The sequence below is a fragment of the Alteraurantiacibacter aquimixticola genome, from assembly GCF_004965515.1.
Lineage (GTDB): Bacteria > Pseudomonadota > Alphaproteobacteria > Sphingomonadales > Sphingomonadaceae > Alteraurantiacibacter > Alteraurantiacibacter aquimixticola.
The window spans coordinates 186435-202483 of record NZ_SSHH01000003.1; the positions used below are offsets into that span (position 1 = coordinate 186435).

14 protein-coding genes and 1 tRNA gene are annotated in these 16049 nt (G+C 64.9%); 11 read left to right on the forward strand and 4 right to left on the reverse strand.

Translation table 11 applies throughout. The features are described 5' to 3' along the window. Nucleotides 1–28 precede the first annotated feature (28 nt). Complete coding sequence (locus E5222_RS11810; RefSeq protein WP_136694004.1) at nt 29–619, forward strand: hypothetical protein; 591 nt, start codon at nt 29–31, stop codon at nt 617–619. Here E5222_RS11810 and E5222_RS11815 read toward each other — a convergent pair. Next, nucleotides 616–774, reverse strand: coding sequence for a DUF1674 domain-containing protein (locus E5222_RS11815; RefSeq protein ID WP_136694005.1), 159 nt, complete (start codon nt 772–774; stop codon nt 616–618). The genes E5222_RS11810 and E5222_RS11815 overlap by 4 nt on opposite strands. Before the next feature lie 56 nt (nt 775–830). Between E5222_RS11815 and E5222_RS11820 the strand changes: the two genes are divergently transcribed. Together E5222_RS11820 and E5222_RS11825 are read left to right on the forward strand one after the other, a co-directional pair. Next, nucleotides 831–2096, forward strand: coding sequence for an RsmB/NOP family class I SAM-dependent RNA methyltransferase (locus tag E5222_RS11820; protein WP_136694006.1), 1266 nt, complete (start codon nt 831–833; stop codon nt 2094–2096). 139 nt (nt 2097–2235) lie between these two features. Next, nucleotides 2236–5181, forward strand: coding sequence for a hypothetical protein (locus E5222_RS11825; RefSeq protein WP_136694007.1), 2946 nt, complete (start codon nt 2236–2238; stop codon nt 5179–5181). A 9-nt stretch (nt 5182–5190) separates the two neighbouring features. Here E5222_RS11825 and msrA read toward each other — a convergent pair whose 3' ends face one another. Continuing rightward, on the reverse strand, nt 5191–5742 hold the full coding sequence (gene msrA / locus E5222_RS11830) for a peptide-methionine (S)-S-oxide reductase MsrA (RefSeq protein ID WP_136694008.1): 552 nt from the start codon (nt 5740–5742) through the stop codon (nt 5191–5193). Between the two features lie 105 nt (nt 5743–5847). On the opposite strand from msrA, the gene E5222_RS11835 reads away from it, so the two are divergent. The 8 genes from E5222_RS11835 (at nt 5848) to E5222_RS11870 (ending at nt 13993) form a co-directional block, all read left to right on the forward strand. Then, nucleotides 5848–6768: a class I SAM-dependent methyltransferase gene (locus E5222_RS11835; RefSeq protein WP_136694009.1), complete on the forward strand. Its 921-nt coding sequence runs from the start codon at nt 5848–5850 to the stop codon at nt 6766–6768. A 36-nt stretch (nt 6769–6804) separates the two neighbouring features. Continuing rightward, nucleotides 6805–7680, forward strand: a complete 876-nt coding sequence (aguB, locus tag E5222_RS11840) for an N-carbamoylputrescine amidase (RefSeq protein ID WP_136694010.1) — start codon at nt 6805–6807, stop codon at nt 7678–7680. Further along, on the forward strand, nt 7677–8174 hold the full coding sequence (gene folK, locus E5222_RS11845) for a 2-amino-4-hydroxy-6-hydroxymethyldihydropteridine diphosphokinase (protein WP_136694011.1): 498 nt from the start codon (nt 7677–7679) through the stop codon (nt 8172–8174). Before aguB ends, folK begins: the two co-directional genes overlap by 4 nt. A gap of 14 nt (nt 8175–8188) precedes the next feature. Continuing rightward, nucleotides 8189–8264 (forward strand) — tRNA-Lys (locus E5222_RS11850). A gap of 146 nt (nt 8265–8410) precedes the next feature. Then, nucleotides 8411–10258 (forward strand): DUF3604 domain-containing protein, encoded by a 1848-nt coding sequence (locus tag E5222_RS11855; RefSeq protein WP_136694012.1) that lies wholly within the window; start codon nt 8411–8413, stop codon nt 10256–10258. Next, entirely contained in the window at nt 10255–12129 is a 1875-nt protein-coding gene (locus E5222_RS11860; protein ID WP_136694013.1) for a DUF3604 domain-containing protein, read from the forward strand. The genes E5222_RS11855 and E5222_RS11860 overlap by 4 nt, the downstream gene beginning before the upstream one ends. Before the next feature lie 2 nt (nt 12130–12131). Next, on the forward strand, nt 12132–13001 hold the full coding sequence (locus tag E5222_RS11865; protein WP_136694014.1) for a peptidyl-prolyl cis-trans isomerase: 870 nt from the start codon (nt 12132–12134) through the stop codon (nt 12999–13001). Next, nucleotides 12998–13993, forward strand: a complete 996-nt coding sequence (locus E5222_RS11870; RefSeq protein WP_136694015.1) for a HupE/UreJ family protein — start codon at nt 12998–13000, stop codon at nt 13991–13993. The genes E5222_RS11865 and E5222_RS11870 overlap by 4 nt, the downstream gene beginning before the upstream one ends. A 115-nt stretch (nt 13994–14108) precedes the next feature. Here E5222_RS11870 and E5222_RS11875 read toward each other — a convergent pair whose 3' ends face one another. After that, a complete protein-coding gene (locus tag E5222_RS11875) occupies nt 14109–15557 on the reverse strand; it encodes a sulfatase family protein (protein ID WP_136694016.1) in 1449 nt (482 codons plus the stop codon). Between the two features lie 152 nt (nt 15558–15709). Then, the gene (locus tag E5222_RS11880; protein ID WP_342773181.1) at nt 15710–15940 is read right to left on the reverse strand and encodes a DUF2171 domain-containing protein; all 231 of its coding nucleotides are present in this window, start codon (nt 15938–15940) and stop codon (nt 15710–15712) included. Between the last annotated feature and the right edge of the window lie 109 nt (nt 15941–16049).

Sequence of the window (16049 nt, forward strand, 5' to 3'; positions counted from 1 at the left end):
TCAGCATTCCCCGCCACATGTGCGGGCTGTGACCGAATATCTGATCCTTTTCGCGGTCGTCTTTGCGATCAACCTGCTGCCCGCTTTCGGGCCGCCGACATGGTCTGTGATCGTGTTGTTCGGCCTGTCGACCGACCTGCCGGCGACAGGCATCGTGCTGGTGGGCGCGCTGGCGGCTGCATCGGGGCGGTTCCTGCTGGCGCATGGCTTCCGCCTGCTGTCGCACCATGTCTCGCAGAGGACGAAGGACAACCTTGCTGCCGCGCGCGCGGCGTTCGAACGGCGCAAGGGCCATGGCATTGCCGCGCTCGCCCTGTTCGCGCTGTCACCCGTTCCATCCGCCCAGCTTTTCGCAGCGGTCGGCCTGGCCAATATTCGCATCCTGCCTTTCACGCTGGCCTTCTTCGCCGGGCGGCTGGTCTCCTATTCGATCTATGCCGGATCGGCCGAACTGGTGGAGGAATATACGCTGGGTGACACCTTCCGCGAGACGCTCGCGAGCCCTTGGGGGATTGGGCTGCAAGTGGTGATGATCGGTATGCTGGTGGCGCTGGCGCGCATTCCGTGGGAGCGGATATTCGGACCGGCGGAACCGCGCGACGAGCGCTCGGACTCCTAGAAATCGATGGCGATGCCGTCCTTCACCCAGTCGCCATAGCGGGTGGGTGACAGCTCTTCGTCATCCTTCGCCTTCTCCGGCGCGGGCGGCGGATCGTTGCTCCAATGCGCGGGCTTGGTGAAGCCCTCAGGGCGTGTGGTGGCGCGCTTCGTCATGCCTGCCATCATGGGCGCACTGGCGCCGCGATGCAATGCACCCTAAGGGCCGTGCCATGGCCAAACGTCCGCAATTCCTGACCGATACTCCCGCCGGATTTCCCGCCAGGCGCGGGGCGTTGAAACTGCTCGACGCGGTGCTGCGGCGGGGGGAGACGCTGGATGTGGCCGAACGCGCAGCGCTGAAGGGCGTGGATGGCTTTGCCGATCGCGCGCTGGCTCGCGCGCTGGCAGGGGAGGCTTTGCGCTGGCTCGCCGATCTCGACGCGCTGATCGATTCGGCCACCCGCAAGCGCCTGCCCGACGATGCCAAGCCGCGCATGGTGCTGCGGCTGATGCTGGCGGGCTGGTTGCGGCTCGATACTCCTCCGCATGCTGTGATCGCCACCGGCCTGCCCTTGCTCGATGGCGGACCGCGGAGGCTGGCGCATGGCGTTTTCTCCACGCTCACCCGCAAGCAGGTGACGCTACCCGAAGTGCCGACCCTGCCCGATCGCGTGCTCGCGCGCTGGGGAGAGCTGGCGCAGGAGATCGCACCCGCCATCGCCGCCCCGCCGCCGCTCGACCTCACCTTGCGCGACTGGTCGCAAACCGATGAACTGGCGGCGAAACTCGGCGGCGAAAGCCTTGCGCCCGGCCATATCCGCTTGCCGCGCGGCGTTGCGGTGGAGAAGCTTGAAGGGTTCGAGGAAGGCGCCTTCTGGGTGCAGGACCTCGCCGCATCCTTGCCCGCACGCCTGCTGGGCGAAGGCGCGGCGCGGCGCGTGCTCGACCTCTGTGCTGCGCCCGGAGGCAAGACGCTGCAACTGGCCGCGGCCGGCTGGAAAGTGACCGCGCTCGACATCAGCGACAAGCGGCTGGAGCGCCTGCGCGAGAATCTCGCGCGGACGCAGCTTTCGGCGGATATCGTCGTTGCCGATGCGCTGGAGTGGGAGCCGGAGGAGGGTTTCGATGCCGTGCTGCTCGATGCGCCCTGTACTGCCACCGGCACCTGCCGCCGCCACCCCGACGTGCTCCACCGTATCGGCGGACGGCACATCGCCGAAATGGCCGAGCTGCAATCGCTGTTGCTGGCCCGTGCGGCGCGCTGTGTGAAGCCGGGCGGGAGGCTGGTTTACGCCACCTGCTCGCTCGAGCCGGAGGAGGGCGAGCAGCAGGCCGGGGCAGTGGAGCTGGTGCCCGATCCCGTTAACCGGGATGAATTGCCTGACGGGCTAATGCCAGGTGTGGAGGGCTGGGTACGTACTCACCCGGGGATGCTCTTGGAAAAAGGCGGGCTGGATGGATTCTTCATCGCTCGCTGGAAGCCGCAGAAAAGCTGAAAATTTAGTGTAATATTAACGCGATCATAACCAAGATCGCCAATCTTAAGGTGACCATATCGGCATTAGGATGGCTTTCATGGCAGTTCCGGCGCGTTCTGAATCTTCTCTCGCTTCCCGTATGTCCCGCAGAGGGGGCGTGCGCGAAGACGCATATGGCAGCCTCTCCTCGCTGGGCGGAGCGCGCAAGAAGAAGAAGATGGTGCTGGTCGTGGATCAGGACGAGCTCGACCAGGCGCATGCCGCCATGGCAACGGGCGGCGCGCAGATCATGGAAGCCGCTGGCGATCCTGCCGCTGAAGAGCGTATCCGCCAGCCTTCTGCCATGCTCGGCCTCGCCCCGATGGACGCGGACCATGTGGAAGAGGATCTCTCCGTCTATCCCGTGCTGCCGACCGAAGAAGAAATCGCCGCGGCGACCGACGAGGAGCCGATCGCTCCCGAAAGCCTCGAAAGCGCGGAAGACGAGATCGCCGAAGACTTTGCTGCCGAAGATTTCGCTGCCGAAGATTTCGCCGCCGAGGCCGAGGAAGAGGTGCTGCCGGAAGCCTCCTTCAATCTCGATCGCCTGTTGCGCCCTTCTTCGCAGGAAGAGCTGGCCGATGACGAGGATCCCGAAGCTTCGGTCCCCTCCATCGAGGAACAGCTGCAGCGCATGCGCAAGCTGCCCGATGCGGAGGAAGCTGCCGCTGCCGAGCCCGAGGCTTTCGAGCCTGCCGACGATCACTTGGCCGACGATTTCTCCGCCGATGAATACACGGCCGTCGACGATTACGCCGTCGACGAGCCCGTCGATGAGGACGCGCTGCCTCCCTTCGTCGACTGGCGCTCCACCGCTGATGCCGAAAGCGAAGAGGATGATGCGATCCTCGAAGGCTTCGACAATGATGCGGCGGAAGAGGAAGACGAGGTTGTCGAGGAAGACGCGGGCAAGTTGCCCTCGCGCTATGCCTCGCTTGCCGGTTCCTCCGCCGACATGGCCTATTCCGAAGAGGATGAAGACGAGGCGGAAGAGGATCCGGTCGACGAGACCGCCGAGCCGGACGAGGACGACGACGATGCCTCGGCTTTCGACAGCTTCGACGACGAGGACGAAGACGCGCCGAAGTCGACCTCGCGCTATGGCTCGCTCATGGGCATGTCGCCCGGCATGCCGCGCCCCGATCGTGAAGAGATCGAGCGCGAGCTGCTCGGCGACATGATGAACGAGTTCCTGCCGCAGGACTTCGGCAGCCAGGGCGGTTTCGGCCGCCGCGCCGGCCAGCAGCCGGTCCAGCCCCAAGTGCCGACCGATTTCGGCATGGAAGAACCGGTCGCATTCGACGCGGACGCATATTATCCGCTGGGCAAGGGCCTCCAGGGCATCGACGTGCCCATCAGTTTCGAAAATCCCGTGCCCGAGGATGCCGCGCCGGTGCCGGGCGAGGAAGAGCCGCAGGATGGCTTCTTCGAAGAGCCTGCCGCGTTCGACACAGAGCCCTTCGAGGATGAAGCGGTCGCGGAACCTGTTGCCTTCGATGCAACGCCGATCGAGGAAGAGACGGGTTTCGAGGACGCGCCGGAAGCAGAGGCTCTCGATAGCGAGGCGGACCTGGATGAGCCTTTCTCGGATGAGGTGGTCGAGGATGAGGACGTTCTCGAGGCGCCTGCGACCGAAGAGCTGACGAGTGCCGAGGGTGCCGAAAAGGCTGAGGCGGCTTTCGACGACCTGCGCCGCGCGATCGAGGAGATGGGCAGCGATGCTCCCGCTTCAGACGATGCGCAGCCGCTCGTCGAAGACGAATTCGAAAGCGCAGGGGACGTCGAGGCCCCGGCGGAATTCGCTGAAACCGAAGAGTTCAAACCCGCCGAAGAACTGTCGGCACCCGAAGATGTCGCCGAAGAAATCCCGACCGCATACTTCGACGAGCCTGTGCTCGAAGAGCCTGCTGTCGACGATGAGCCGGTTGCAGAGATCGAAGTTGAGGCTGAAGAGGCCGCTCCCGCCGAAGCTTTCGAGGAAGAGCCGGTCATCGACGAGATGCCTGCCTTCGAGGACAGCTCCGTCGTCGAAGAGGCAGCGGAAATTGAGCCCCTCGAGCTTGTTGAAGAATCGTTCGAGGAAGAGGCGATTGAGCCCGTCCTCGAGGAAGCCGAACTCGATCAGGGCGATGCCGAAGCCGATGCTGGCGTGATCGAGGACAGCTTCGAAACCGCCGAGGACCTTTCCGCTCCGGTCGATCCGGACGAAGTCGAACTCGACGTGATCGAGCAGGACCTGCCCGAAGAAAATATCGCTGCAGACGTGCCCGTCGAAGACGCGGTGATCGAAGACGATGCCGCCGTCAGCGAGGGCTGGAACGAAGAGCCGGTGTGGAACGAAGCGCCTGCAGCCGAGCCCGAACAGGTTATCGAAGAAGCGGCCGTCGAAGACGAAGCCGCTGCTGACGAGGCATGGGCGGAAGGCCCCGTCTGGGACGAGGCTCCTGCTGCAGAGGTCGCGCCGGTCGAGGAAGCGCCCGTCGCCGAAGACGATGCTGTGGCGGAAGAGCAGTGGGCCGACGAAGCCGTCTGGGGCGAAGCTCCCGTTGCCGAGCCCGAGCCGGTCGAAGAAGCACTCGCCGAGGATGAGTTCGTCGAGGAAGCGCCGCTGGAAGAAGCGGTGCTCGAGGACGAACTTGCTGCGGAAGAGCAGTGGACTGGCGAACCCGTCTGGGACGAAACGCCTGCTGTCGAGCCGGAACCCGTTGTCGAAGAGGCTCTGGAAGAACCGGTAGCCGCGCTCGAAGAGCCGGTCGAAGAAGGCTGGGGCGACGAGCCGGTGTGGGACGAAGTGCCTGCCGCCGAGGACGTGGTCGAGCCCGCACCAGAAGCCGAGCCCGTTGCCGCCGATCACAGCTATATCGAGAGCGTCGATGAGGTCGAGGAATGGGAGGACGAAGGTCCCGACCTTTCCTGGATGATGCCCGCACAGCGCCGCGAGCTGATGATCCAGGCCGGCGAGGTTTCCAGCATCCGCCGCCGCCTGCTGCAGAACCGCGAGGTCAAGCCGATCCGCGCATCGCTGTGGGATCGCTTCGTGTGCTGGCTGCGCGACCTGTTCTAAGCGGGCGCGTCAGCCCTTCACCTTGCCGGCAAAGCTTTTCCTGAGCTTCATCAGCTTGGGCGGGATGACCGCCAGGCAATAGGGATTGCGCTGGCCTTCGCCTGCCCAATATTCCTGGTGGTAATCCTCCGCCGGATACCAGGTCGCCCGGATATCTCCATCGAGTCCTTCGATGGTCGTCACCGCCTCGCTACCGGCATGCTCCGCATTCCAGCGCGCGATGGCGGCTTCGGCCTCGGCCCGCTGCTCATCGGATAGTGGGAAGATCGCGCTGCGATATTGCGTGCCCACATCATTGCCCTGCCGGTTGAGCTGGCTCGGGTCATGGGTGCCCATGAACATGTCGTAGATTTCCGGCAGCGTCACGACCTCGGTGTCGAAAGTCAGCTTCACTCCCTCGGCATGGCCGGTGCTGCCTGAACAGACCTGCTTGTAGGTCGGGTCCGCCACCGTACCGCCGATATAGCCGCTTTCCACCCCGGAAACGCCGATCACATCCTTGAACACCGCCTCGGTGCACCAGAAGCATCCGCCGGCGACAATTGCCTGCTCAACAGCCATGTAACGCTCTCCTTGCTGGCGGCGTAGATGGGGACGAAAGACCCGCTTGTCATCCATCGGGAGCATATTAGGCTGCCCGCGAAAACAGTAATGGGAGAGCCCCTCATGCGTTTGCTTGCCAGCATTGCCGCCATCGCCGCAATGACCCTCACCGCGCCTGCCCTTGCGCAGGATGAAGAACCGTCCACCGGCGAAAGGCTGCTCGGCCGCGTGCTCGATGCCGTTCTGGGGCCGGAGGAGGAGGCGCAGTCTCCGCCCGACCAGGCCACCATTTCGGCCATGGCGGCAGCGCTCGACCATGAACGCAGGGCGGAGGATCGCGTCCGCGATGCCTGGCGCCATCCTGCCGAGACGCTGGAATTCTTCCGCATCGCTCCGGGCATGACGGTGGTCGATTACATGCCGGCCGGCGGCTGGTATTCGCGCGTGCTGATCCCGTATCTGGGTACGCAGGGGACCTATATCGGCCTCAACCCCGAACTGCATCCGGACCTGACCGGCTATTGGGACATGTATCGCAACGCCTCAAGCCGCATCCCCTCCGATGCCCGGAGCTGGGTGGGCAATGAAGGCGCCCGCGTCGTCGGCCTCAATACCGATGACGATCTTGCCGCATGGGAGGGCAGCGCCGATCGGGTGCTGATCTTCCGCGAGATCCACAATATGCGCCGCTTCGGCTGGTTCCATGATTCTCTCGTCGCCGCGCGCACATTGCTCAAGGACGATGGGCTGCTGGGCGTGGTGCAGCATCGCGCGAATGCGGATGCGCCGGCCTCCTACGTGCTGGGCGATCGCGGCTACCAGCGCGAGGAGGACGTGGCGGCGCTCTTCTCCGCCTATGGCTTCGACCTCGTTGCCCGTAGCGAAGTGAACGCCAATCCCGCCGACCCCGCCGATTGGGAGATCGGCGTCTGGTCGCTGCCGCCCAGCTTTGCCGGGGCGGAGGAAGGTAGCGAGGAACGCGCCCGCCGCGCCCAAATCGGCGAGAGCGACCGGATGACGCTGCTCTTCCGCAAGCGTCCCTGATTTACACCGGCGCGGCGGCGGAATAAGGGGCGTGGCATGACCAAGCTCACCGTCGCCGCGCTGCAACTTCCCCTGGGATCGGGGGACGAATCCGAAAATATCCAGGCCGTGTCCGACCTGGTGGCCGAGGCCGCCGGGCAGGGCGCGCAGGTGATCCTGCCGCCGGAGCTCTTCTCCGGCCCCTATTTCTGCCGCGAGGAGAAGGACGAGTTCTTCGCGCTCGCCCGCCCGACTGCGGAACATCCCTCCGTAATCGCGATGCGCAAGCTCGCCGCGCAGCTGAAGGTTGCGATCCCGACCAGCTTCTTCGAGCGCGACGGACATCACTATTACAACACGCTGGCCATGATCGGCGCCGATGGGGAGATCCAGGGCACCTATCGCAAGAGCCACATTCCCGATGGGCCGGGCTATGAGGAAAAGTTCTATTTCCGCCCGGGCAATGACGGGTTCAAGGTGTGGGACGTGCCCACGGGCGATGCCACCGCGCGCATCGGCATCGGCATTTGCTGGGACCAGTGGTATCCCGAAACCGCGCGCTGCCTGGCGCTGAAAGGCGCGCAGGTGCTGTTCTATCCCACCGCCATCGGGTCGGAGCCCAAGGATGCGGAGATGGACACCAGCCGCATGTGGCGCCGCGCGATGATCGGCCATGCGGTCTCCAACTGCATGCCCGTTGTCGCCGCCAACCGCATCGGCCATGAGGGCTCGCAGGAAGCCGGCAATAATTTCTACGGCCACAGCTTCATCTGTGACGAATGGGGTGACATGGTCGCCGAATTCGGCCGCAAGGAGACCGGCGTGCTGGTGGCGACGCTCGACCTCGACGCCGCGCGCAAGCACCGCGCCAGCTGGGGCTTCTTCCGCGATCGCCGCCCGCAGCTTTACGGCCGGATTGCAGAGGACATTTGACCCGCCACACCTATCTGGTCGCACTGGGTTCCAACCAGCGCCATCCGCAGCTGGGCTCCCCGCGCGAAGTGGTGGCTGCCATGATGGACTTGCTGGACGAGACCCTGGGCGATGTCCTCGCCCGCTCGCCGATCATCGAAACCGCGCCCGTCGGCCCTTCGCAGCGCCGCTATGCCAATGCCACGCTGGTGCTGGGGAGCAGGCTGGAGCCGCTCGGCCTGCTCGATTGTTTGCAGGAAGCCGAAGCGGCGATGGGCCGCGAGCGGCGCGGGCAACGCTGGCGCAGCCGCGTGATCGACCTCGATATCGTGCTGTGGTCGGGCGGCGTGGTCGCCATGCCGCAACTGGCGATCCCGCATCCCTTGTTCCGTGCCCGAGACTTCGTGCTCGGCCCCGCGGCGGCCATCGCCCGCGACTGGCGCGACCCGCTGACAGGCCTTTCCCTCGGCCAGCTATATGCGCGCTTGACCGGCAACCGCCCTGTCCCTAGGTGACGCCTCCGGTGAGTGGGCCCTTAGCTCAGTTGGTAGAGCAACTGACTTTTAATCAGTAGGTCGCTGGTTCGAGCCCAGCAGGGCTCACCACCTTTTCCCCAATCCGCAGCAGCAAGCGATAAGGGCGGCTTTATCGCTTCGATAACCGTGCCTTTATAGCTTCTTGATTGCCTTTGCATTTGGTCTCTTCTTGCCCCTAGACAGGCCGTGAAAACCGGAAATGCAAGGGGAGAGGCATGCGGTACTGGACGGATTTTCGCAGCACGATTGCGACGACATGCGCAGCGCTGGCGCTGGTGGCTTGCAGCCAGGCTGACGGCGATGGAGAAGGCATGGGCGACGGCCCGCCCAGCCTGCTCAACACCGGCGACAGGCAGGTCTATTTCGGCGACCTGCACCTGCACACAAGCTATTCGCTCGATGCGGCGGCGGCGAAGACCAACACCACGCCCGACGATGCCTACATGTATGCCAAGGGCGAGGCGGTCGACTATCTCGGCCGCATGGTGCAGCGGCGCACGCCGCTCGATTTCCTCGCCGTCACCGACCATGCCGAATATCTCGGCAATGTCAGCCGGGCGATGGCGGGTGAGATCCCCGTGCCTTATGACGAGGAGGAGTGGGAGCGGCTGACCTCGCATGAAGGTGGCGCGACCATGTTCGAACTGTTCGGCTATGCCGTACGCGGCCTTTACGGCGAGGCGAACGAAGGCCTGGTCGATCCCGCGCGTAGCTACGAGGCGTGGCAGGACACTATCGCGGCGGCGGAGCGGCACAACGATCCGGGCACATTCACCAGCTTCGTCGCCTTCGAATATTCGCCCACCTATCGCAGCAATGGCGCGCACCTGCACCGCAATGTGATCTTCCGCGGTCCGACTTACCCGGCAATGCCGTTCTCCGCGCTCGATTCAATGAATCACGAGGCGTTGTGGGCCTATGCCGAAACCAACCGGTCGCGCGGGATCGAGAGCCTGATGATCCCGCACAATGCGAACCTGTCGGACGGGCTCGCCTTCCCGTGGAACGATACTTACGGCAATCCGATCTCGGTCGACTACGCCAGCCGCCGCGCCGCCAATGAGCCGCTGGTGGAGATCACCCAGATCAAGGGCACCAGCGAGACGCGGCCCGAACTCTCGCCCGATGACGAGTTCGCGGACTTCGAGATCATCAACTCCGATGGCGACCTTGCCGGCGCCTATGTCCGCACCGGCCTTGCGCGCGGCATGGAACTGGCTGAGGCGTTGGGAGTGAACCCATTCGAGCAGGGCTTTGTCGGCGCGACCGATTACCATTCGGGCGTTTCCTCCACCGAGGAGGACAATTACCCCGGCGCGCTGGGCCTGTCGGATGATCACAAGAACGCCGCCGCGATCCTGGGCGATTTGTCGCCGGTGATCGGCAGCCCGCTCGCCAATCTTTCCGCCTCGGGCCTGACCGGCGTCTGGGCGGATGAGAATACGCGCGAGGCGATCTTCGCTGCTTTCCAGCGCCGCGAGACCTTCGCCACTTCAGGCCCGCGCATGCGGGTGCGGCTGTTCGCCGGGTGGAGCGATCCTACGGGCTTTGCCAATGCGTCCGACTGGGCGGCCCAGGCCTATCGCTGGGGCGTGCCGATGGGCGGCAATCTCGGCGCTGCGAGCGGCAGTGGCCCGACCTTCATCATGCAGGCGGCGAAGGACCCGGAATCGGGCAATCTCGACCGCATCCAGATCGTGAAGGTCTGGCGTGAGGGCGGGGAGAGCTTCGAGCGGATCTATGACGTCGCCTGGAGCGGCGAGCGCCAGCCGGACGAGGACGGCAAGCTGCCCGCCGTGGGCAATACCGTCGATGCCGCCAAGGCCACCTATGAGAACACGATCGGTGCGGCGGAGCTGTTCGCCACATGGTCCGATCCCGATTTCGACCCGTCAGAACGCGCGCTCTATTACGCCCGCGTGATCGAGATCCCGACCCCGCGCTGGGCGACCTATCTCTCGGTCGCGAGCGGCGTACCCTTGTCCGAAAGCACCAGCCCCTGGCTGCAGGAGCGCGCCTGGACATCGCCGGTCTACTACACGCCCATGGGAGGTGCCTCATGATGCGCCTCCTCTTCGCAACAGCCGCCACGCTGGCGCTTTCCGCTTGCAACCAGGCCGATGCGCCTGCTGCCGCCGCGCAATCCGCCAGCGTGACGGAAACTGCGCCCGCCACCATGCCCGTGGGCGACCGCGTGCTGCTGTGGGGCGATACGCATGTGCATTCGATCAATTCGATCGACGCCTTTTCCAGCGGTACCGCCAATGCCGATATCGACAGCGCATACCGCTTTGCGCGCGGCATACCGGTGATCTTCCCGCGCACCGGGCAGAAAGTGCAGATCGACCGGCCGCTCGATTTCCTCGTCATGGCGGACCATGCGGTGGGCCTCGCGGTGTCCAGCCGGATTGCCGCGAATGATCCGTCGATCATGGAATATCCGATCGCGCAGCGCTTGCGGGAATTGCTGACCGAGGAGGGCGGCCGCGCGCTCACCACCGCGGCGATGGGTCAGAGCAACCTCACCGAGGAAGAGCGCGCGGCCTTCATGCGCGACATGCGCTCTGACGAAGTCATGGCGGGCAGCTGGCAGGGCCAGATCGATGCCGCCGAACGGCACAACCGCCCCGGCGAATTCACCGCGCTGATCGGCTGGGAATGGACCTTCGCGCCCGCCCTGCGGAACATGCACCGCGTGGTCTTCACCAATGCCGGTGGCGACGTCGCAAGCCAGTTCCTCCCCCTCGCCAATTACCAGACGGAGGGGCCGGAGGATCTCTACGCCTATTTCGAACAGACGCGCACGCGCACGGGCGCCGATTTCGTCGCCATCCCGCACAACTCGAACCTGTCCGAAGGGCGCATGTTCGAGCTTACCGACAAGAATGGCGATCCCTTCGATGCCGCCTATGCCGAGCTGCGCAATGCGTGGGAGCCGGTGGTCGAGATCACCCAGTACAAGGGCTCTTCCGAAACGCATCCGGCGCTCTCGCCCAATGACGAATTCGCCGATTTCGAGCTCAGGAACATGCTGCTCACCGGCGTGCCGACTGATCCGCTGGGCGGCTCCTACCTGCGCAGTGCCTTGCTGCGCGGCATGGCCGAACAGTCGCGCATCGGGGTGAACCCGTTCCAGTACGGCATTATCGGGGCGAGCGATTCGCATACCGGCTTCTCCTCGCAAGAGGAGAGCAATTTCCTCGGCAAGCTGGGTGAGGACTATTTGCCGAAGGATCGGCTCGGCCCCGATGCGGTGAACATCATTTTCCCGTCTGCGCAGATGAGCGCTTCGGGCCTTGCGGGTGTCTGGGCCGACCGGAACGACCGGCAATCGATCTTCGATGCCTTCCGCCGGCGCGAGGTCTACGGCACCTCCGGCCCGCGCATGAGCTTGCGCCTGTTCGCCGGATACGGCTTTGCGGCGAGCGATGTGGAGCGGCGGGACTTTGCCCATCACGGCTATCGCATGGGCGTGCCGATGGGCGGGAACCTGCTGCCTGCCAATGGCCGCGTACCCCAGCTGGCGATCCGCGCGGTGAAGGACCCGGAGGGCGCGAATCTCGACCGCGTTCAGGTGGTGAAGGGCTGGATCGGTACCGATGGGGAAATGCATGAGCGCATCTACAACGTCGCCTGGTCGGCTGGCCGTTCGCTGCGCACCGATGGCTCACTGCCCGATGTCGGCAATACGGTGGACTTGGCGACAGCACGCTACACCAACAGTATCGGCGCGGCGGAGCTGGCGACGCTATGGACCGATCCCGATTTCGATCCTGCCGAGCGCGCCTTCTACTATGTCCGCGTGATCGAAATCCCGACACCGCGGCACCACTTGTTCGATGCGCTGGCGCTGGGGATCGATCCTGCCAGTATCGACATCACGCCCACCATCCAGGAACGCGCCTGGTCCTCGCCCGTCTGGTACAACCCGTGAATGTGAAAAGCTGGTTGAAAGAGCCGCTGGTCCACTTCCTCGCCGCCGGTGCGGCGCTGTTTGCGCTCGCCAGCTGGATCTGGCCTGCGCCCGAGGCGGGTCGCGTCATCACCATTGGCGAGGCGCAATTGCTCGACCATCTGCAGGCGAGGGCGCAGCTCTATGATGAGGAGGGCTTTGCCGAACTCCTCGCGAACATGAGCGATGAGGAACGCGTGCAGCTGGTGCGCGATGCGGCGGTGGCCGAGGCGCTCTATCGCGAAGGGCAGGCGCTTGGCCTCGCCGAGGCAGACCCGATGGTGAAGCAGCGCGTGATCCAGCAGATGCGCCTGCTGGTGATGGAGGAGGAGGCGACGGAGGTGGCGCTGTCCGACGCGGATGTGCGCGCCTTCTACGACGCCAACAGCCAGCGCTATGCCGAAGGCGCGCGGGCGAGTTTCACTCATGTGTTTTTCGCGAAGGACCGGCGCGGCGATGCGGCGGAGGCCGATGCACGCGCGGCGCTGGCGCAGCTCAATTCGGGCGATGTACCCTTCGGCAATGCCGGGCAATATGGCGACCGCTTCCTCTACCAGCTGAACTATGCCGAGGCTGGCGCGCGCGAGATTGCCGGGCAGTTCGGCGAGGGTTTCACACTGGCGCTTTATGCGCTGGAGCCGGGCGAGGACTGGCAGGGCCCGCTCGAAAGCTCGCATGGCTGGCACCTTGTCGGCCTGCGCGCCAAGGCCGAGCCGCGCGTGCCGCCCTTCGAGGATGTCGCCGCCCGCGTCGCCGAGGATGCGCTGGCAGAAGCACGCTCCACACGCGCCATGGCGGCGATCGACCGGTTGATGGAAAGCTATGAAATCCACGACGAGGCTGGCGGGCAATGATCCGGTTGTTCGCGGCGGTGCTGGCGCTGCTCGCCACGCTGGCGGCGCTTCCCGCGCGGGCGGATGACAACCGGCCCTTCACCGTGACGATCACCGAGGAGGGCGATGGCGCTTATGACTTGGTGTGGAAGGTCCCGCCCAATGTCGAGAGGGCCTTCCTGCCCGATCTCGTCGCGCCCGAAGCCTGCGTGGAGGGCGAGCAGGTTCGGCAATGGTCCGATGCGCTGGGGCACTGGCGTCAGCAGCAATGGACATGCGCGCAAGGGCTGGCCGGCTCCGATATCGCCATCGCCTATCCGCTCGCCAATCCCAACCTTGCGACCATCGCCCGCGTCCATGCGGGCGGCGGGGTGGAGACGCTGCTGCTGCAACCGGGCGAACATGTGCTGCGCATCCCCGCGCCCGAGGAGGCCAGCACCGGCTCGACATTCGCCGAATTCGTGGTGCTGGGCTTCGAGCATATCCGCGAAGGGATCGACCACCTGCTCTTCGTCACCGGCCTCATCATCATCGCCGGGACATGGCGGCGCATCTTGGTGACGGTGACGGGCTTCACGCTCGCCCATTCGCTGACGCTGGCGCTGGCTGCGCTCGACGTGATCCGCCTCAACACCCGCGCGGTGGAGGCGGTAATTGCGCTCAGCATCGTCTTCCTTGCGGTGGAGATCGCGCGCGGGCGGCGCGACAGCCTGACATGGCGCAGGCCGGTGACGGTGGCGGCGAGCTTCGGCCTGCTGCACGGCTTCGGTTTCGCCTCCGTGCTGCGCGAGATCGGCCTGCCGGACGAGGGGCTGCTGACTGCGCTCTTCGCCTTCAATGTCGGGATCGAGATCGGCCAGGTGATCTTCGCCGCCACGCTGTTCGGCGCATGGCACCTCACCCGCCGGATTGCCCCCGCACTGCCGCAGACGGCGCCCTTGCGCACGCTCGCCGCCTATGGGCTTGGCACTACCGCCAGTTATTGGCTGATCGAGCGGCTGAGTTCGGCCTGAGCCCTCTCGTCATTGCGAGCGTAGCGAAGCAATCCAGGGCGGTATTGCGCTGCCCTGGATTGCCGCGTCCCCCGGAACAAGTCCGGGGTCCTCGCAATGACGTTACATGGTCGGCTCAATCGTTCCACCCATAATGGTCCGCCAATTGCGTTGGCGTCCAGCCGAAGCTGGCGGCATTGGGATCGGTCAGCATATCGGCATTCCACGCCTCATGCGCTGCCTTCAGCTCGGCGAAGAGTCCGGGCATGCGATCCTTCAAATTCCCGCGTTCCAGCGGGTCGGCGACGATATCGAACAGATATTCGTTATCGTTGATCTTCAGATACTTGTACTGCCCGCGCCGCACGGCTTTCTGGTCCTTGCTCCAGAAACGCCAGAACAATGTGCGCTCGGGCGTTTCCTCGCCGCGCAGCGTGGGGGCGAGGTCCATGCCGTCGCTGGGATAGTCGGGATGCGGCGCGCTGCCCGCTGCCGCCAGGAAAGTGGGCAGGAAGTCCATCGACAAGGCAGGCGTTGTGCTGGTCGAGCCCGGCTCGGTCAGCCCCGGCCACTTGACGATCAAGGGCACGCGGATGCCGCCTTCCAGCAGCTCCGTCTTGATGCCGGTGAAGGGCCAGTTGTAGCTGAAGCGCTCCCCGCCATTGTCGGAGGTGAAGACCACCACCGTGTCCTCCTCCATCCCCAGCTCGGCGAGCCTTTCCAGCACGCGGCCGATATTGCCATCCATGCTGGTGACCATTCCGGCATAGGTTTCCATGTCGCCGCCATCATAATGGAGGATGCCGGAGTGGCCCCATTCCGGCTCGTCCACGCCGGGCTCCTGTGCGGCGATGCGCGCGCTTTCCGCACGACCCTTCTCGTTATTGGCTTCCCACGGCCAGTGCGCTGCGGTGAAATGCAGGCTGAGCAGCCATGGCTTGTCCGGTTCCGCCGCGCGTGCCTCGAGATATTCGATCGAGCGATTGGCGAGCAGGTCGGTGTAATAGCCCACCTCCTCGATCTGGACCTCGCCATCCCACAGGTCGGACTGGCCGAACACCTCATGGGTGAAATAGTCGACGCCGCCGCCGCGATTGCCCCAGAATTCGTCGTAACCGCTCTTCAGCGGGCCGAAATCGGGCAGGCCGCCAAGGTGCCACTTGCCGACGAGGCCGGTGTGATAGCCCTGCTCCTTCAGCAGCGAGGGGAGCGTGGGATGTTCCGGCTCCAGCCCGATGCCGGGGCGGCCGATCGGCTCCTCCAGCCCGGCTTCGATCCGGTATTGGTAACGCCCGGTGATGAGGCCCACGCGGGTAGCCGAACAGACGGCGGAATTGGCATAGCCATCGAGGAACTGCATCCCCTCGGCAGCGAGGCGGTCGAGCACCGGCGTCTGGTATTCCTGCCGCCCGTAACAGGACAGGTCGGCATAGCCGAGGTCGTCGGCCATAATGAACAGGAAGTTCGGCTTGGCCCTCGGCTCGCGCCCCTCTTGCCGCGCGCAACCCGGCAGCGTGACTGCGAGTGCCATCGTCCCCAGCGCGCCGCCCAATGCGGTGCGACGCGTAAATCTGCCGTCGCTCATCCCTCGTACTCCCCCAAGATATACTTCCCGCAGCTAACTATAGCGGCATTTGCCGCTCTGGCCATGGTCGTAAAAGGCCCCGGCCGCGAGGGGGACGCGGGCCGGGGCCTTGCTTCCTTCGCCCAGATGCCGGGCGAGGAGAGCTATCGAGATCAGACGCCGGGAGGGAGAGCGGCGCCCGTCTTGAGATAGACACGGTTGTCATCGATCTTCCCGACCGATTCGAGCGGCACGTAGTGGTGCATGTCGTCCTTGCTGTCCGACCGGGTCAGCTTGATGTTGTCGCCTTCGACCTCGTCGACCGTGCCCAGATGCTGGCCATTGCTGTCGGTGACTTCCATGTGTTCCTTGATGCGGATCTTGTCGATAATATTGTCGATCATGATATTTCCTCCTATTTTTCGTTACTTACGCCTTATCAACGAGGATAATAGGGCCATCGTTCCTCGGTCCGTCGCGACTGCGGGGCGATTGACGGAATGGGCGGACCCG